Consider the following 17,782-nt stretch of genomic DNA (forward strand, 5'->3'; position numbering starts at 1 on the left):
CGCAGGAGCGGGGTGCGGCCGCGCGGTGCATAGGTGCGGCGGACCTGGGGCAGCAGCGAGACGCCCGATTCGTCGAGGAAGACGATCCAGGCACGTTTGTTCATCGCCCCTTTTTGATGCGTGGCCACTCATGAGCGATCCAGCGGGCGATCTCGGACTCGTCCCGCTCCACCGCCCGACGCTCCGGCCGCTGCAGGCTCCAGCCCAACCGACTGGTCAGCAGACGCCAGACCGACGCCCGCGACAATGACACCCCTGCCACCCGCTCGACCACCAGACCAACCCGCTCCAGTGTCCACAGATCAGCCTCGAAGCCATGCGCCTGGGCGCCCTGTTCCAGCGCGGTCCGCACCTGTTCGACCTGGGCATCGTCCAGTTTCGGCGGACGACCGGTGGCCGGGCGCCGCCGCAAGGCATCAGCGCCGCCTTCCTCCCACACCCGTTTCCACCGCCGTACGCTTTCGTCGCTGACCCCCAGCATCCGTGCGATCTCAGCACTCGAGCGTCCTTGCTCGAACAACTCAGCCGCCCGCACACGCCGAGCCTCGGCCAACTGCGGCCGCGTCAAAGGAGGAACGACAGGCTCGGAGGCAACAGGCGAAGGCTTGAAAGACACGACACCAGGATCCCGCCAACAAGCCCATCACACCCACAGAACTAACGAAAAAATCAGTAGTGCTTCGTCAGGTTCTGGTTCTGCTGGTGGGCAGGGTTGGGCCGCAGGTGGTGCAGGTCCCGGCCCGGCACCTCAGCAGGTCCTGAAGGGCGTCGAGGACCCGGTAGAGGCTCAGGCGGCATAGGGCAGAAGTTCGGATGGCCGCCGTTGCACGCGAAGCGGCAGCCGACCGGCCGCTATGGCGGCTTCAAAAGAAATTTAATGGGCAACCATGGCGCCAAGTTCTGGGTGTCGGCCGGCTGGGACCTTTGGCGGGTGAGGCGTCATGTAGGTGGCGCTACGCCCCGTGCCCTGACCGTGAATCTGCCGTGCAGGTTCCGTGAGTTGTGCGTGAGTCTTGTTACGTTGGCTTGCTTCTGACGCTGTTTTAAGATCACGGTCGACCATTTATTTTTGCTTTACGTCTGTGTGCACCGGGGGGCTGCAGATGTTATTCCGTCATGCCGTCACCCGTGCCTGGAAAGGAATCCGGGTGACTCCTCGCATACGCAGGATGCTCCCGCTCGCGGGGTTTGCCGCCGTCCTGGCGCTGGCGAGCACGCCGCTGATCGCTTCTGCGGACCCGCAGCCGCCGTCGCGAAATGACACGCCGCCGTCCGCGGTGGAGGACTTCGCCTATCCGAATGCGGATCAGATTCAGCAGGACAAGGGCATCAGGCTGATCAAGGGGGACGGGCGCATCACCCTTGCAACCTGTGATGAATCGGCTCAGCAGATCAGGGTCCTCACCGTGCAGGGCCGGGGCGGGAACCCGCAGGGCGCCTACTGCTTCAAGGCGAGGGCCAAGACCGGTTATCTCACGTTGGAGCTCCCGCACGTCATTGCGTTGGAGACGGCGGATCATCCGATCAGTGCGGATCTGAAGCCGCAGGGTGACCCGTCGGCGCCGGTCAAGACGGTGAGCGTGGCGAAGGACGGTTATCAGAGCGTCGGTGAGGGGAGCGCCGGGGGTGCGTCCACTGTTCTGGTGGAACTGCGCGTCACGGGCTGACCGACCGATCTGCCTTGCCTTCTCACCGATCTCACATGAAACGGGGAACGTTCATGTCTGGCTTTCGTCCGCGCACGGCGCGGACTTCCGGTCTGATCGCCGCTACGTCGCTGGCTGTCGCCGCCTTGTCGGGCACGCCCGCGGTCGCCGTATCGGGCCCGCAGGCTTCTGACGCGGTATCCACTGCCACCGCGCGGCTCGACATCGGCGGGCAGCGCGGCTGTTCGGCCACGCTGGTGGCTCCGCAGTGGCTGCTGACGGCCGCGAGCTGTTTCACCGACACCCCGGGAGGCGCCCTTGCCCCCGGCGCTCCGAAGCTGAAGACGACGGCGACCATCGGCGGCACCGCCCAGCAGGTGGTGAACCTCGCGCCCCGTACGGGCCGGGACGTGGTGATGGCCCAGCTGGCCAAGCCGGTCAGCGGTATCACCCCGATTCCGGTGGCGGCCACAGCGCCCGGTGTGGGTGACGAGGTACAGGCCGGGGGCTACGGCCGCACGCATGACGAGTGGGTGCCCGACCAGGTGCATGCCGCCGCCTTCACCATCCAGAATGTCGGTGCCACCATGGTCGATCTGGCCGGGAAGTCGGACGGCGCGGCGATCTGCAAGGGCGATACCGGCGGTCCGGTACTGAGCACCGCCGCCGGTCGTACGGCCGTCGTCGGTGTCAGCAGTCGGTCCTGGCAGGGCGGTTGTCTGGGCACCGATGCGTCCGAGACCCGTACCGGGGCGGTGGCGGCCCGGGTCGACGATCTGGCGGGCTGGGTCCAGCAGGTCGCCTACAGCACCACCTTCGCCGGCGCGCCGTGGAAGGACGCCGTGGCCATGACTGCGGGCTACTACACCGGCGGGTCCTTGGGCGGCACCCGACGCATGGATCTGATCGTCCTGTGGGACGACGGGGAGGTCACCCTCTACCAGGGCGGTGACAGCGACGACGCCTCCCACCCGTTCGCCGCCGAGTATCAGCTGGCACCCCGTAAGAGCATCTGGACTCATGCCGTCTCGATCAGCAGTGTCAACGCCGGCGGTGGCGGCGCGGACGGGCTGGTGGTGCGGTGGAGCGACGGCGAGATGACGCAGTACGCGACGGTGGATGCCAAGGGTTTCCACGGTGAGAAGCAGCTCGCCCCGCGGAACACTCCCGCCTGGAAGAACGACGCGCGTCTGCTGGTGGCCGGCCGCTTCACGCCGGGTGGCCACCGCGACGACCTGCTGGCCGTCTGGAAGGACGGCCATGTATCGGTCTTCAGTGATCTGGCGGCCAACGGGCTGAGCAAGCAGAGCCAGATCGTCGCGAAGAACACCACCACCTGGCCTTACGCCGGTCAGTTGACCACCGGGTCCTTCACCGGCAGTGCCACCGATGACCTGCTGGTGCGCTGGGTCGACGGGGAGACCACCCTCTACCCGGGCCTGAGTGGCAAGGCCCTGCCCGGGGAGATCAAGATCCGGCCGAGGAATTCGGAGTGGAAGGACGCCGCCGTGGTCGCCGCGGGCGCGTTCACCGCTAACACGGCCGCGAACGACGTCATCGTCCGCTGGAACGACGGGCACGTCAGCCTCTTCACCGGCGTCGACGCCAAGGGCCTGCACGACGAAGCACCACTCGTACCGGCCAACTGACGCTCCACACACCGTTCGAGGGACGGATCCCCAAAAACACCGACGGGCCGTCCCACGAGAACCGCGCTGCGCACGGGCCTGTGATCGGTCAGGTCCGTGTGCGAGCCGGTGCACACAACCCCCCATAACCCACGCGACGAATCGAGTCCGCAGTGAGACATCCGCGACGCCCGCGGCGTGTGGCGGCAGGGACACAGCACGCGGTGCGCGTGCTGTGTCTGGGCCTGCTGCCCAGCGCGCTGGTACTGGGCCTGCTGGGACCCGCACCCTCCCCGGCCAGAGCCGACGCAACCCCACCGACAACCGCGGCCGGTAGTCCGCTTCCGGACACCGACCGCGCCAAGGTGGTGCGGCTCTGGGAGAGCGGCGGGCCCGGCGTGCGCGCCGCCGCCGAGGCCGCCCTGGTCGGCGGTGACGACGACGTCAGGAACTTCCTGGCGCAGGCGTCCGACATCCAGTTCCAGGACGAGCGTGTCGCTACCGCTCAGGTCGCCAGTGTCGGCGGGACCTACCTGCAGCAGGCCGCCCGCACCGCCCTGGACAGCAACTCGCCCGACCAGCTCCAGGCGTTCTTGAAGGACGGCTGGAAGGCGCCGCTGGAGCAGGACCAGCGTATCCGGGTCGCGCAGATCATCGACGTCAGCGGCCCGCTGGTGAGAAAGGCCGGCCAGGCCGCGCTCAACGGCACCCCCGAGGACATCAAGAAATTCCTCGCCAACGACCAGTACACCGAGCAGGAACAGGACGAGCGCGTCCAGACGGCGCAGATCATCGATGCCGGCGGGCCGAACGTCAAGGCGGCCGGCCGGATCGCGATCAACGGCAGCGCCGACGACATCCACGAGTTCCTCCAGGTCGGGCAGTACGTGGCCCGCGCCCACGACCAGGAACACGCCACGATCGCGCAGCTGGCCGATCAGGCGGCGAAGGCGGGCAAGCTCGCCGGGCAGCAGACCCAGGCCGCCAAGGACGCCTCCGCCCGTGCGGTGACCGCGGCGAAACTGGCCAAGGAAGCCGCGCAGAAGGCCGCCGCGGAGACCCAGGCCGCGCAGAAGGACACCCAGCACGCGGCAGCATCCGCCGCCCGCGCGGCGAGCGCCGCCCAGCAGGCCGCCACCGCCGCGCAGACCGCGATCAGCGCCGCGAACGCGGCCACCGATGCCGCCCGCGTCGCGGCCAACGCGGCCTCGGCCGCCGCCGCGGCCGCGGACGGCGCCGCAGAGGCAGCCTCCCGGGCCCGTGACGCCGCCGCGAACGCGGCCCTCGACGCCGGTCAGGCCGGAGCCGCGCGCCAGGCGGCCCAGAATGCCCGGGACGCCGCTGCGGGCGCGCACGCCGCCGCACAAGCCGCGGACTCGGCGCGGACCGCGGCCGCGTCGGCTGCGGATGCGGCCAAGGCGGCCGGCGGCGCCGGCAGCAACGCCAGCGACGCCGCGGACGCGGCCGACCAGGCCAACTCCTACGCCGACCAGGCCGGCGCCCACTCCGCCGAAGCGCAGAACGCCGCAGCCGCCGCACACCGCCACGCCCGCGAGGCGAGCCGCGCCGCCGACGCCGCCCAGGCGCTGGCGCAGGAGGCCGCCTCCGCCGCCGGGGAAGCCCGTGACGCCGCCAACGACGCGGCCACGCACGCCGAGAACGCGGCCAAGGCCGCCGACGACGCGGCCAAGCACGCGGGTGAGGCGGCCACCGCCGCCCAGCAGTCCGCCGCGCACGCCAAGGAGGCCAAGAAGGACGCCGACGTGGCCAGTGCGGCGGTCGCCAAGGCACAAAAGGTCCACGACCTGGCCGTGCGTATCGACGCCGAGCAGTTGACCGCCCGCACCAACGAGGCCATCGCCCGCGCGCGGGACCTCAAAGCGCAGGAGGACCAGCGCACCGCGGCGCAGCAAGCCGCCGTACAGCAGGCCAAGAACCTCGCCGACCAGGCTCAGCACCTCAGCGACCAAGCCGCAGCCGGTACTGGTGCCGCGGACCTGGTGCCGCAGGTGCGCAGGGTGGCCCTGGGGCTCCTGAAGACCGGAAGGCCCTGGAGCGCTGTCGCCGCCGAGGTCGCCCTGGCCGGCTCCGACCCCGACATCCTGGCCTACATCCGCACCGGCTGGAAACAGGCCGCGCAGCGAGACGACCGCGACCAGGTGTACCAGTTGACCCTGGTTGCCGGTTCAGGGGATGTGCGCAAGGCAGCAGGCCAGGCGCTCGGCGGAGATGCCACCGCGGTGACCGCGTTCCTGGCCACCGGCCAGTACGAGGCCATGAAGCAGGACATGCGCCTGTACATCGCCCGCACCATCGCCAACGCCGGCCCGATCGAACAGCAGGCCGGCCGCACCGCACTGAACACCGACACAACCGACGCCCTGCGCCAGTTCATCACCACCGACGACTCCCAGGCACGCACCCAGGACGAACGCGTCCGCGCCGCCCAGCTCGCCGACACCAACAACAAGAACAACGGCCCGCAGGTGCAGGCCGCAGCCCGCATCGCCCTCGAAGGCCCCTCCGACCTGCTACACGCCTTCATCACGGTCGGCCAGTACAAGGCCCAGCGCCAGGACCAACTGGGCGCCACCCACGAGCAGCAAATCCAACAGCTGATCGCGCAGGCAGCGGGCATCGCCGCCACCGCCCAGAAGAACGCCGCCGAAGCGGGCAGGGCAGCAGCCAACGCCGCCCATGCCGCCTCCGAAGCCGAGGGCTACCGCAGGCAAGCGGAAGCAGCCTCCAACGACGCCAAGAAGTACGCGACCCAAGCCAACGGCTACGCCAACCAGGCCGAACAGTCCGCAAAGGACGCCGCCGCCTCGGCCAAGACCGCCCGCAACGCCCAGCAGACCGCCGAAAACGCCGCAGCCGATGCCCTCAGCTCCGCCACAGCTGCGCGCCGGTCGGCGAACTGGGCAGTATCTTCTGCTGCTGCAGCCTGGACCAGCGCCCGGAAGGCTCGTGACGCGGCCACCACTGCCGGCAAGGACGCCGCAGCGGCGGCCGCGGCGGAAATCGACGCCTATCAGGCCGTCATCGTCAAACAGCAGCAAGAGATGGCCAATCGCTGGAAGGCGTATGAGGAATACCTGGACAAGAACAACAAGGATGATGATGACAACAGTTGGATGCCCGACTGGCTGAAAAGCACGGTGAACACCGTCAGTCCCTACGCCAAGGCGTTCTGGGACAACAGCCCACAGATCCTGTCCGGCCTTGCTGAAAGCCTTGGTGGCGCGTTCATGGCCGATCTGGGGATCACCGAGGGAGTCCTCGGCGGAGGCGGAGGACTCGTCCTGTGCCCGGAGACCCTGGGCGGCGGCTGTCTGGAAGCCGTAGTAGCAGTCGGCGGCGGCATCGCCGTGACCGGAGAAGGCATCCAGTACGCCAGCGACGGCGTCCACAGGTTCAGCGACGGCCTGCAAAATGCTCTCCGGGAAGCCCAGGACGAAGAATCGGTCACGATTTACAAGGCCCCGGGCAAGGGAATGACGGACAAGCTCCTCAAGGACGGCTTCACGGAGCGTGATTTTCCTGGCTCAGGGAATGGCTACCCGGATGGACGGGCGTACTTCGGCCTCGAGGAGGACGGCAAAACCATCGCGCTTGATTACGCCAGTCGAGGTGGCTACGATAACGAAGTTCTTCAGGTTCGAATCCCGAAGGCTGACTTCGACCGATACTTCGCCAAGTACGTGGGATCCCACAATGGAGTCCCTGGGACCGAAGTTGCCATTCCGAACACAGACTTCGACATGCTCAACCAATACCCCAGAAGCGTCGTAGGTGAGTAATGAACGAGCAGCTCAGTGCCCAGGAGTCGAGCTTGCTCGGCCAGTTGATCAAAGGCCGGGTCGAGGCGGTGTTCCGCTGGGGGGTGATCGTGGATGCGGGACTCTCACGCGTGGGCCTCATCGATGCTCTCTACATCGACGACGAGGACCGGTATGAAGTCGGCCAGAGCGTCATGTGCTACCTGGACTGCTTCGACGAACAGAAGGACAAGTTCATCTTGAGGCCGCCCCAGCAGGTGCCTCTGTCCGAGCGACTCCGCCAGGCCCGGGAGCAGTGACTGCGGCTCGTGGTCGCCCGAGTGCTCGCACACGTGAAGTTGCGGTACGGGCTCCCCGACCCAGCGGAATCTGAAGGACGCGAGTGTGACCGCCGCTTCCCAGGAGGTGGCGGTCTCCTTCTGTCCGGTGGGGATACCGCCGAAGTCAATGAATCGTCGAACCAGCGCTTGATCATGGGCGTCTGCGGTGCCTACGGCATCGCAGACGGAATCGCGCCACGTCTCTGCGGCACTGTGACAGAAGACTCTTTGATGAGAGTGACGGCACTGCAGACGTGAGTTGTTGATGCTCTACGGTCCAGTGTGACCCGATGCGCTCAGCTCACACTGTGCCGTCGCTACGTCGTGGCGGCACCTGAGTGGCTATTCAGGTCGCACGATGAGGAGTCGGGAAAAGGTTCTGGCGACGGCCCTGACCTCATGAGAGAGCCGAAGGCCCATGTGCCGTCCGGTGTGTCTTATTGGAGCAGATTTACTTGAGGAACATACGAATACGTTTTTGGCCCGCCGCCGTACTGTGCGGAACACTGCTGCTGTTCAACGGTGCAGCAGTGGGAGCCGCACGAGGTGCGTCAGCCCCTGTGCCCAGCAGATCCGTGACGGAGGAGTCCATATCCGTTTCGGCGTCAACGGCGACCGCCTCCTCGCCGGTGTCCTCGCCCTCCGTCACGTCGTCGCCTGCCGGTAAGGGTGCTTGGACCGTGCGGGACGCGATCCGGTTCTGGACCTCCCAGCGCATGGCCTCGGCCACCGATCCCTCGGGGCGGGCGCCCCGGCCGCAGGGCTCGTCGGCGCCGCGCAAGCGGTCGTCGGTCGCCGCCGGGGTCAGCGGTGAGTTCTTCGACGGAATGAAGTCCGTCGGCGTACTCTTCAGCACCGACAGGGAGATGCGAGCGCATTACTGCACGGCGAGTGTGGTGCGCAGTGCGGGACACGACCTCGTCCTGACCGCGGGTCACTGTGTTGGTGCCAGGGCTGCATTCGTCCCCATGTACGACCACGCCAAGTCGGCGGCAGACCAGCCGTACGGGGTGTGGCCGGTCAAGGAGTGGTTCCGGGACGCACAGTACGCCTCGGACAAGAGCCGGAACTCCGACCTGGACTTCGCCTTCGCGAGCCTGACTGACAACGGCGGGCGGAACGTCGAGGACGTCGTGGGAGCCAACACTCCGGCCCGTTCGCCTGGGTTCACCAACCAGGTGACCGTCGTCGGCTACCCGAGGGTCGACCACAATGCGCAGGACCGCGCGTTCCGCTGTGCCGGCGTCAGGACGACCGCGCTGCCGGCCTATTACCAGATGCAGATCGACTGCGCGGGCATGTGGGGCGGGGTGTCCGGTGGACCGTGGTTCTCCTCTCTCGACCCTTCGGGCGACACCGGCCAGATCATCGGCAATGTCGGCGGCTTCATGCAGGGCGGCCCGGACGTGTCCACCAAGGACCCGCTGTACAACCGGATCACCTACAGTCCCCTGTACGGCGACCGGTTCTTCCAGCTCTACGACGACGCCCAGAACGCCGTCCACAACGACCACGGCGCCTACCAACCGCCGCCGCTGCCCTACTCCCTGGGGAAGGCGGGGACCTGGAAGCACGCCGTGGCCATGACGGCCGGCTACTACACCGGCGGCTCCGCGGGCGGCGCCAGGCACATGGATCTGATCGTCCTGTGGGACGACGGGGAGGTCACCCTCTACCAGGGCGGTGACAGCGACGACGCCTCCCACCCGTTCGCCGCCGAGTACCAGCTGGCACCCCGCAAGAGCATCTGGACTCATGCCGTCTCGATCAGCAGTGTCAACGCCGGCGGTGGCACGGACGGGCTCGTCGTGCGGTGGAACGACGGCGAGATGACGCAGTACGCGACGGTCGATGCCAAGGGGTTCCACGGTGAGAAGCAGCTCGCTCCGCGCAATACTCCCGCCTGGAAGAACGACGCGCGTCTGCTGGCCGCCGGCCGCTTCACGCCGGGCGGCCACCGCGACGACCTGCTGGCCGTCTGGAAGGACGGCCATGTATCGGTCTTCAGCGATCTGGCGGCCAACGGACTGACGAAACAACGGCAGATCGTCGCCAAGAACACCACCCCTTGGCCTTACGCCGGTCAGCTGACCACCGGGTCCTTCACCGGCAGTGCCACCGATGACCTGCTGGTGCGCTGGGTCGACGGGGAGACCACCCTCTACCCGGGCCTGAGTGGCAAGGCCCTGCCCGGGGAGATCAAGATCCGGCCGAGGAATTCGGAGTGGAAGGACGCCGCCGTGGTCGCCGCGGGCGCGTTCACCGCGAACACGGCTGCGAACGACGTCATCGTCCGCTGGAGCGACGGGCACGTCAGCCTCTTCACCGGCGTCGACGCCAAGGGCCTGCACGACGAAGCACAGCTGGTACCGCTGGGCTGACGTGATGTGAAACGGTTGCACACCCGTCCTGCCTGATCCCGCACCATGTCCACCGTTCGGAAGCTCCGGCGCCTGAGTAAGGTGCCGGACCCCGACGGCGCCTTCGGCGGGCTGACCAGTGCTCAGCGCCGCAGCCGTGCCTCACCCGGGCGCCATGGGCACCCCTTTGCGCAGATGACCGCCGGACACCGCCGGACACCGTTGGGCCCGGGATGACCGACCTGCCGGTCGTCCGCCGGTCAGGCCCGCAGGGCGGTGAGCCGTCCTACATTCCCTCTCCGGCGGGAGCGAGGGTCGCAGGGAGACTCCGGTGTCCGTTGGAGATGAAGGAAGGAACCGGCTCGACAGGGGCGGGGGACCGGGCCAGTGCAAGGGAGGGGAAGCGTTCGAACAGTGCCGGGAGCGCAGTGGCCGCCTCCATGCGGGCGAGCGGTGCGCCCAGGCAGTAGTGAACGCCGTGGCCGAAGGCCAGATGGTCCTTGGTCTCGCGGGTCGCGTCGAAGACACCTGCTGAGGGGCCGTGGTGCTTGGGGTCCTGGCCGGCGGCCGCATAGGACGCCATGATGGCGTCCCCTTTCGGGATGGTCGTGCCCGCGATGGTGATGTCCTCCACGGCGTAGCGCAGGGGCAGGTGAGCCACAGGGGCGTCGACGCGCAGGCTTTCTTCGATGACATCGGTCCAGGTGACTTCGCCGGTGCTGACCAGGCGGCGCTGGTCGGGCGAGGTCAGCAGCGCGTACACGGCGTTGTCGAGCAGGTTCACAGTCGTCTCGTGGCCGGCGGCGATGATCAGCAGGAGCGTGTCGACGACTTCGGCCTCGGTCAGTGACTCGTTGCTGTCGCCGGAGGAGATCAGGTAGCTCGTCAGGTCGCTCCCCGGCTTCCTCCTGCGGTAGTCGATCAGCTCGTTGAGCAGCTGGTAGGTGGTGTGGTAGTTGGCGGCAGCCTCCTCTGGGCCGAGTCCCGTGTTGAAGATGTTGTCGATGCAGGCGCGGATGCCGACGGCCAGGGCGCCTTCGGGGACGCCCATGAGCTCCGTGATCACCTGCACCGGAATCACGTACGCGAAGTGCTGTCGCAGGTCCACCACACCGTCGATCACGGCGCCGGGCAGATCATCCAGCACACTCGCCACTATGCGCTCGACCCGGGGGAGCAGCTGGGCGGTTCTGCGGGCGGTGAAAGCCGGCGTGACCAGTCTGCGGAGCCTGCGGTGGTCGCTGCCATAGGCGGTGAACATGTTGGTGACGGACACCCAGGCGTACAGCGGCCACTCCGGTGTGATCTCCCCGGCGATGAATCGGGGCCAGTGCTGACGGGGGTCCTTCGATACCCGCGGATCGGTCAGGAGTTGCTCGAGGAGAGGGTGGCTGCTGATCGACCACGCCGGGACGCCACCGGGAAGGATCACTTGCGTGACGGGACCACGGGCGCGGAGTTCGGCGCCCTCCGCGCGTATGTCGTGACCTGCCGGATCGAGAACGTACGGGTGCTGATCGTCGGTTGGCAACTGCCCGCCTCTCGTTGATGTGCAGTGGTCTTGCCGACGGCCCCGGCCTGCGACCCGGCCGGCAGCAGCGGCCGGCATGGACGGGCGGGTCCGTCCGCAGGGGCGCTGGGCGCTGCACTGCGATTGTGCTGTGTAGCCAACGGCGTGGCCATGCAGCCCGTGACCGGTTGGCCGGGATGCGAGTCGAGGTTCGCGGCGGTCCGTTGGCAGAAAGCCACTTGTGGGCGACGGTTCAGGGGCGGCGCGCTTGGCGACCTGCGTGGAGAGTTCGTCCAGAGGCCCGGCGGTGAGCTTGGCCGAAACGACATCGCAGGCATCGGACGATGCTGCGGGGCGTGCGTCTTTTGCCGGCACTCGCGGCGCTCTCCTGCGGGCCCCGCGCTCTCCTGCGGGCCCCGGCGCGTGCTGGTGGGCCCGGCAGGAGGTCGAATCGACGCTCACCATCGACCAGTGGGCGAGGTTCCCCCGGCTCAGCCTCCGAGCCGCACCGGCAGTTCGAACAGGTCGTTCTGCGTCACCACCGGCTTGTTGCGCAGCTCGCCCGCCGGGACCGCCAGGTCCAGGTCCGGGAAGCGGGCGTACAGCGCCGGAAGGGCCACCCCCGCCTCCAGGCGGGACAGCGCCGCCCCGGGGCACACATGCGGACCGTGCCCGAAGGAGATGTGCCGGTTCTTTGTCTCCCGGGTGATGTCGAAGACGCCCGCGGACGGCCCGTGCGCCTTCTCGTCCCGCCCGATCGCCCCGTACGACACGATCAGCGCGTCACCCGCCGGGATGACCTTGTCCCCCACCGGGACGTCCTCCGTCGCGAAGCGGATCAGCACATGGGAGGTGGGCGTGGAGTAGCGCAGGGTCTCCTCGACCACCGCGGACCACTCCGCCGCACCGGAGAGCACCAGCGCCCGCTGCTCGGGATGCGTCGACAGGTTGACCACCGCGTTGACGATCAGCGAGATCGTCGTCTCGTGGCCCGCCGCCACCATGAGCTGCAGCGTGGAGACGATCTCCTCGTCCGTCAGACGGTCCCCGTCCTCCGAGGCCCGGATCAGCGCCGAGGTGAGGTCGTCGCCCGGCGCGGCGCGCTTCGCCGCCACCGTGTCCGCCATGATCCCCGCCAGCTCGGTGAGCGTCGCGACGACCTCCTCCGGCGGCGTCTGCGTCGAGAAGAACTTCTCGAACAGCTCCTTCAGCCGTGGCAGCCGGGACTCCCGGATGCCCATCAGGTCCGCGATCACGTACATGGGCAGCGGATACGCGAACTCCGCCTTGAGATCGACCACCGAGCCGTCCGTGGGCAACCGGTCCAGCAGGTCCTCGGTGAGCTTCGTGACGCGGTCCCGCATCTCCTCCACCCGGCGCGGCGTCAGCGCCTGTGCGACGAGCGTGCGCAGCCGCCGGTGGTCGGCGCCGTCCACGGTGAGCATGGACCGGCCGGGGTTGGCGAGGCCGATCAGCGGCCAGTCGGGGGCGATCTCCCCGCGCTGCCAGGCGCCCCACACGGCGATGTCCTTCACCAGCCGCGGATCGGTCAGCAGCCGCCTGGCCTCGGCGTGGTGGGTGACCGCCCACACGGGAACGCCGCCGGGCAGTACCACGGCGGCGAGCGGTCCGGCCTCCCGTAACCGGGCGCTCTCGGCGTCCAGGTCGGAGACGAAGGGGTCCAGGGCTATGGGGCCTGTGCCGGCGGAGGTCTCGGTAGAGGTCATGGGGAAGCGCTTCCAACCGCGGGGGTGGGCGTAAACCTCACCGGCAGTGCCGTCAGTCCCCGCAGCCACGGGGACGGGCGGCGCGTCAATTCCTCGGCGGCGACGGCGAGATCGATGTCCGGCAGCCGGTCGAGCACCACCTCGATGCCCGTCCGCGCGATCACCTCCGCGACCTCCTGCGCCGGGAACGGGCACCGGTGCTCACCGTGCCCGAAGGAGAAGTGCGCGTTGTTGCCGCCGGTCAGCGCGGCGCCGTCGGTGCGCACCTGGGGGTCGCTGTTGGCGCCCTGGAGGCCGAGCAGCAGCAGGTCCCCGGCGCGGATGTGCCGGCCGCCGAGGCGGAGGTCGCGGGACGCCCAGCGGCCCGCCACGTTCTGCGTGGGGGCGTCCTCCCACAGCACCTCGTTCATGGCTTCGGCGACGCTGTTGCGCCCGCCGAAGAGGGAGGCGGCGAAGCGCTCGTCGGTCAGCATCAGCCGCAGCGAGTTGCCGATCCAGTCCGCGGTCGGCTGGTGGCCCGCGGCCATCATCACCATCAGGTCCTGGATGATCTCCTCGTCGGTGAAGCCGCCCTCGTCCGCGAGCATCCGCGACACCACGTCCTCGGCCGGGTGCTCCCTGCGGTCGGCGACCAGCTCCGCCATGGAACCGGCCAGACGGGTCTGGCCCGCGATCGCCCGCTCCCGTCCGTCGATCATGTCGTTGAGGGCGGTGACCAGGTCCGGGCCCTGCTCCTCCGCGAAGCCGTAGAGGGTGGCGAGGACCCGTACGGGCAGGAGCATCGCGTACTGGGCGATCAGGTCCGCCTCACCCTTCTCGGACACCGCGTCGATCAGCTCGTCCGCGAACCGCTCGGCGTGGCGGCGCAGTTCGAAGGGGTCGACGGCCTCCAGCGCACCGCTGATCATCGCGGCGCGCGCACGGTGGCGTTCGCCGACGGTGTAGAGGATCGACGGCTGCCTGCGGCCGATCATCGGCAGCAGCGGCCAGTCGTCGGGGATGTTGTCCCACTGGTTCCACAGGTCGGAGTCCCGGCTGAACAGCACCGGATCGCCGGTCACCTGGTGCAGTTCGCGGTAGCCGAGCACCAGCCAGGCCGGGATGCCGCCGTCGAGCAGCACCGGGGCGACGGCGCCGTGCTCGCGCCGCATCTCCCGGTACAGCGCGGCGGGTTCGGTCCGGAACCTCGGCCCGCTCAGGGGCACGGGGGCGGGGGTCACACCAGCTCCTGTTCGGACGGTCGGGACGCTTGGGACTGTTCTGGGGCGGACGGATGCGCGGACGGATGCGCGCACGGATGCGCGGAGGGATGTGCGGCGTGGTACCGCCGCACATGCTCGACCAGCGTGATGAGGACCTGCTTGCCCGACTCCCGGGAGCGCGCGTCGCAGTCGATCAGCGGCACGTGCGGGTCCAGGTCGAGGGCCCCACGGACCTCGTCGGGCGTGTGCCGGGGGCCGCCGAAGTCGTTGCAGGCGACGACGAACGGGGTGCCGTGCCGTTCCAGGCGGTCGATGGCGTACCAGGAGTCGTCGATGCGGCGGGTGTCTACGAGGACGACCGCGCCCAGCGTGCCGGAGAACAGCCGGTCCCACAGGAACCAGAACCGCTCCTGCCCGGGCGCGCCGAACAGGTACAGCACGTTGTGGGCGTCCAGCGTGATGCGGCCGAAGTCGAAGGCGACGGTCGTCGCGGACTTGCCGTGCACCCCGGTGAGGTCGTCGACGCCCTCGCCGGCCCGGGTCATGGTCTCCTCGGTGGAGAGCGGGCGGATCTCGCTCACCGAGCGGACCAGGGTCGTCTTGCCGACGCCGAAGCCGCCGACGACCACGATCTTCAGGCCGTTGTCGGCCTGGGCACCCAGCGGAGCGCGGGTGTCAGAGGTTGCGGAGTCCAACGAGCACCTTGTCCAGGACGTCGGGATCGGGAAGGGCGGCGGTGCGCGGGTGGCGGGCGCTGATCCGACCCGCCGCGTGGAGGTCGGAGAGCAGGATCCGGGTGATGCTCACCGGCAGCCGCAGCTCGGCGGCGATCTCCACGACCGCCGTGGGCCGCTCGCACATCCGCAGGATCGCGGCGTGCTCCGACTGCATGCCGGGCACCGGATCGCACTCGGCGACGACGAGCGTCACCAGGTCGAACCGGGCTGCCGAGTCGGATCGGGCGCGCCCTCCGGTGAGGGTGTACAGCCGGTCGGGCGCGTCGTCCCTGCCGGGGCGGCTCATGAGGTGCGCGGCTCGGCGGTCAGGTGCTCGCCGAGCTGTTCCACGAGTTCGCTCATGGTGTGCCCGACGAGTCCGGCGTCCGCGTCCTCGTCGGTGACCAGGGCGAGGTGCGTGCCCTCGCCGGCCTCCACGATGAACAGGACGCCGCCGTAGAACTCGGCCATCGCCGAGCGCACGCCGCCGCTGCCGTCGCCGAACTCCACGGACGCGCCGTGGGAGAGCGACTGGATGCCGGCGGCGATCGCGGCGAGCTGGTCGGCCTGGTCGACGGTCAGCTCCGGGGTGCGGCACAGCTTGAGCCCGTCCCGGGAGAGCACCAGGGCGTGCCGGGCCCCGGGTGTGCGCTCCAGCAGTCCCTCGAGGAGCCAGGTGAGCCTCTCGTCGGCGGTCGTGGTGCCGGTCATGACGTGGTGTCGCCTTCCGGGTGCGGGGGGTCGGGTGCCTGGGCGGGCTCGGGTGTGGGGGCTTCGGGCACGGCTTGGGGGGCCGGGGACTCACGTACGGCTGCCGGGGCCGGGAACTCGCGTACGGCTGCCGCGTCGTCCGTCCGCTGCCGTACGGCTTCGTTGTCCGTCCGCTCCCGTACGAGTTCGTCGTCCGCCCGCTGCCGTACGGCTTCCGGGGCCGCCGTCTCCCGTACGGCCTCCGGGGCCGGACCGCTGGCGGGTGGTTCCGTCGCCGTGCCGCGGACCGCCTGGCGGAAGCTGCTGAAGCGGGCGGCGCGTGCCCTGACGTCCTCGGGGGTGCGCGGTTCGCGTTCGGGGCGGGCGTCGGCGTGGGCGCGCCCCCGTTCGGCGGCGGCGAGCGCCTGGCCGCGGCGGCGCCGGGGCAGAGCAACGGTGCCGGTGTCCTGCGACCTCGGGGACTGGTGGGTCGGCACCGGGTCGGGGTCGAGGTCCTCGGCGGCCCGGGCGGCGGCGTACGACGGCCGGTGCCCGGGAGCGGCAGCGGCCGCGGCGGCCCTCGCCACCGGGCCGGACTCGGGAGCCGGGGCGGTCTCGGGAGCGAGGGCCGGGGCGGGCGTGGCGGACGGCGGCGGCGCCGGCTGGGCGAGGATCTCCTGCGGGATCAGCACCAGCACGCCGGTGCCGCCGCGCGCCGAGGGCCGGAAGGACACCTTCAGGCCGTACTTGCGGGCGAGCCGGCCGACGACCGCGAGGCCGAGCCGGGTGCCGGTGAGCCCGCCGAGCTCGGTGATGTCGCCGGAGACGGCGCGTTCGGCGCGCCGGAGCTGCACATCGCCCATGACGAGGCCCGCGTCCTCCACGGAGACGATGACACCGGCCGGCACCTCCTCGACGTAGACGTGCACTTCGGCGGTCGGCGGGGAGAAGTTCGCGGCGTTGTCGAGGAGTTCGGCGAGCGCGTGCATCACGCCCTCGGCGGCGTGCCCGGCGACCGCGGCCCGGCTGGAGGAGTGGACCCGGACGCGCTGGTAGCCGGCGATGCGGCCCATCGCGCCGCGCAGGATGGACTCCATGACGATGGGGCGGGCCCAGCGGCGGCCGGAGCGGGCACCGGCGAGGACGGCGACGGAGTCGGCGAGGCGGCCCGCCTGCGCGGTGCGGTGGTCCAGGTGGAGGAGGTCGGCGAGGACGTCCTCGTCGCTGTGCCTGTCCTCCATCGCGCGCAGGTCGGCGAGCGTGCCGGTGGCCAGCGCCTGCATGCGGCCGGCGACGTTGGCGGTCACGGAGAGGGCCGCGTCACGCGCGTTCGAGGCCTGCCGCAGGCGCTGGGCGAGACGGCGGTTGTCCTCGGTGAGCCGTCTGACATCGGCGGTGAGGGCCGCCCGCTCGCGGGCGAACTCATCGGTCAGCGCGGCACGTTCCTGTTCGAACGTGTCGGTGAGGCGGGTGCGTTCTCGCTCGAGGTCCTCGGCGAGCCGCGCCCGGTCCCGCTCGAACTCCTCGGTCAGCCTGACCCGTTCCTCGATGAACCCGTCCGTCAGCCGCCCCCGCTCCTGGCTGAACTCCTCGGCGAGCCGGGCGCGTTCCTGCAGCAGCCGGCTCGCGTCCTGGGTCGCGGCGTCCAGGCGGCGGCGCGCCAGGGCGGCGGAACGGGTGCCGTGGGCGGCCAGGGCGACCGCCGCGCACAGCACCAGGGAGGCGGCGGCACCGCCCCAGGCGAGGGGGACCCGGACCGGCTGCGGAGCCGCCAGCACCGCGGCGGCGACGACGAGCCCCGCCACCGCGGCGGTGACCAGGGGTGCGGGTGCGACGGCACGGAGGGTGGGTCGTTCGCCGGGCGGTATGGGGGCGGTCATGAATGGTGTCCTCGGTCGGCCTCGGTCATGTCCAGGGCGTGTGCGGCGCGCAGGGCCGGGACGAGCAGCGACCCTTGATGCTCAATTGGCGTCACTACATAAGTGATTGGGCGTCACTATAGGTGAATCACAGGTCGCTCTGTGACCGGAACAGGACGATTTCGGTCGGAACCCGTGATGCGATCGCGCTGCGACCGACCTGCGACCGCCCTGCCACCACCCTGCGGCCGACCCGGCGATCGCGCCGCGGCCGACCCGCGGCCGCCCCGCGAGACGGCTTCGCTGCGCCCCGGGACGGTCACTGTCAGTGGCGGCGTGCATGCT

14 protein-coding genes and 1 pseudogene are annotated in these 17,782 nt (G+C 69.8%); 5 read left to right on the top strand and 10 right to left on the bottom strand.

Going from position 1 to position 17,782, the window contains the following annotated elements; genetic code table 11:
- Positions 1–100: 100 nt before the first annotated feature.
- Positions 101–616, bottom strand: a complete 516-nt coding sequence (locus tag ACZ4SW_RS02170) for an IS630 family transposase (RefSeq protein ID WP_468236719.1) — start codon at positions 614–616, stop codon at positions 101–103.
- A gap of 553 nt (positions 617–1,169) precedes the next feature.
- Here ACZ4SW_RS02170 and ACZ4SW_RS02175 point away from each other — a divergent pair.
- The 4 genes from ACZ4SW_RS02175 (at position 1,170) to ACZ4SW_RS02190 (ending at position 7,352) form a co-directional block, all read left to right on the top strand.
- Positions 1,170–1,667 carry a hypothetical protein gene (locus tag ACZ4SW_RS02175; protein ID WP_468236721.1) on the top strand — a complete coding sequence of 166 codons (498 nt, stop codon included), beginning with the start codon at positions 1,170–1,172 and terminating at the stop codon, positions 1,665–1,667.
- A gap of 53 nt (positions 1,668–1,720) precedes the next feature.
- Positions 1,721–3,295 (top strand): S1 family peptidase, encoded by a 1,575-nt coding sequence (locus ACZ4SW_RS02180; RefSeq protein WP_468236724.1) that lies wholly within the window; start codon positions 1,721–1,723, stop codon positions 3,293–3,295.
- A gap of 203 nt (positions 3,296–3,498) precedes the next feature.
- Positions 3,499–7,074 carry an ALF repeat-containing protein gene (locus tag ACZ4SW_RS02185; protein ID WP_468236726.1) on the top strand — a complete coding sequence of 1,192 codons (3,576 nt, stop codon included), beginning with the start codon at positions 3,499–3,501 and terminating at the stop codon, positions 7,072–7,074.
- Positions 7,074–7,352 (top strand): hypothetical protein, encoded by a 279-nt coding sequence (locus ACZ4SW_RS02190; RefSeq protein ID WP_468236729.1) that lies wholly within the window; start codon positions 7,074–7,076, stop codon positions 7,350–7,352. The genes ACZ4SW_RS02185 and ACZ4SW_RS02190 overlap by 1 nt, the downstream gene beginning before the upstream one ends.
- Positions 7,353–7,824: 472 nt before the next feature.
- Here the strand turns inward: ACZ4SW_RS02190 and ACZ4SW_RS02195 are convergent, their stop codons facing one another.
- Positions 7,825–8,229, bottom strand: a complete 405-nt coding sequence (locus ACZ4SW_RS02195; RefSeq protein WP_468237610.1) for a hypothetical protein — start codon at positions 8,227–8,229, stop codon at positions 7,825–7,827.
- 10 nt (positions 8,230–8,239) lie between these two features.
- On the opposite strand from ACZ4SW_RS02195, the gene ACZ4SW_RS02200 reads away from it, so the two are divergent.
- Positions 8,240–9,754, top strand: a complete 1,515-nt coding sequence (locus ACZ4SW_RS02200) for a trypsin-like serine peptidase (protein ID WP_468237566.1) — start codon at positions 8,240–8,242, stop codon at positions 9,752–9,754.
- Positions 9,755–10,019: 265 nt separating this feature from the next.
- On the opposite strand, the gene ACZ4SW_RS02205 is transcribed toward ACZ4SW_RS02200, so the two are convergent.
- The 8 genes and pseudogenes from ACZ4SW_RS02205 to ACZ4SW_RS02240 form a co-directional block, all read right to left on the bottom strand.
- Complete coding sequence (locus ACZ4SW_RS02205) at positions 10,020–11,165, bottom strand: cytochrome P450 family protein (RefSeq protein WP_468237568.1); 1,146 nt, start codon at positions 11,163–11,165, stop codon at positions 10,020–10,022.
- A gap of 429 nt (positions 11,166–11,594) precedes the next feature.
- Positions 11,595–11,714, bottom strand: a pseudogene (locus tag ACZ4SW_RS02210) (IS5 family transposase); the annotation flags it as partial.
- A gap of 20 nt (positions 11,715–11,734) precedes the next feature.
- Positions 11,735–12,970 carry a cytochrome P450 family protein gene (locus tag ACZ4SW_RS02215; RefSeq protein WP_468236732.1) on the bottom strand — a complete coding sequence of 412 codons (1,236 nt, stop codon included), beginning with the start codon at positions 12,968–12,970 and terminating at the stop codon, positions 11,735–11,737.
- Positions 12,967–14,190, bottom strand: coding sequence for a cytochrome P450 (locus ACZ4SW_RS02220; RefSeq protein ID WP_468236734.1), 1,224 nt, complete (start codon positions 14,188–14,190; stop codon positions 12,967–12,969). The genes ACZ4SW_RS02215 and ACZ4SW_RS02220 overlap by 4 nt, the downstream gene beginning before the upstream one ends.
- Entirely contained in the window at positions 14,187–14,867 is a 681-nt protein-coding gene (locus ACZ4SW_RS02225; RefSeq protein ID WP_468236737.1) for a GTP-binding protein, read from the bottom strand. The genes ACZ4SW_RS02220 and ACZ4SW_RS02225 overlap by 4 nt, the downstream gene beginning before the upstream one ends.
- Complete coding sequence (locus tag ACZ4SW_RS02230) at positions 14,848–15,195, bottom strand: DUF742 domain-containing protein (RefSeq protein WP_468236740.1); 348 nt, start codon at positions 15,193–15,195, stop codon at positions 14,848–14,850. The genes ACZ4SW_RS02225 and ACZ4SW_RS02230 overlap by 20 nt, the downstream gene beginning before the upstream one ends.
- Positions 15,192–15,599, bottom strand: coding sequence for a roadblock/LC7 domain-containing protein (locus ACZ4SW_RS02235; RefSeq protein WP_468236743.1), 408 nt, complete (start codon positions 15,597–15,599; stop codon positions 15,192–15,194). The genes ACZ4SW_RS02230 and ACZ4SW_RS02235 overlap by 4 nt, the downstream gene beginning before the upstream one ends.
- On the bottom strand, positions 15,596–17,458 hold the full coding sequence (locus ACZ4SW_RS02240; protein WP_468236745.1) for a sensor histidine kinase: 1,863 nt from the start codon (positions 17,456–17,458) through the stop codon (positions 15,596–15,598). The genes ACZ4SW_RS02235 and ACZ4SW_RS02240 overlap by 4 nt, the downstream gene beginning before the upstream one ends.
- Between the last annotated feature and the right edge of the window lie 324 nt (positions 17,459–17,782).

Source organism: Streptomyces sp. NPDC028331, from assembly GCF_055565775.1.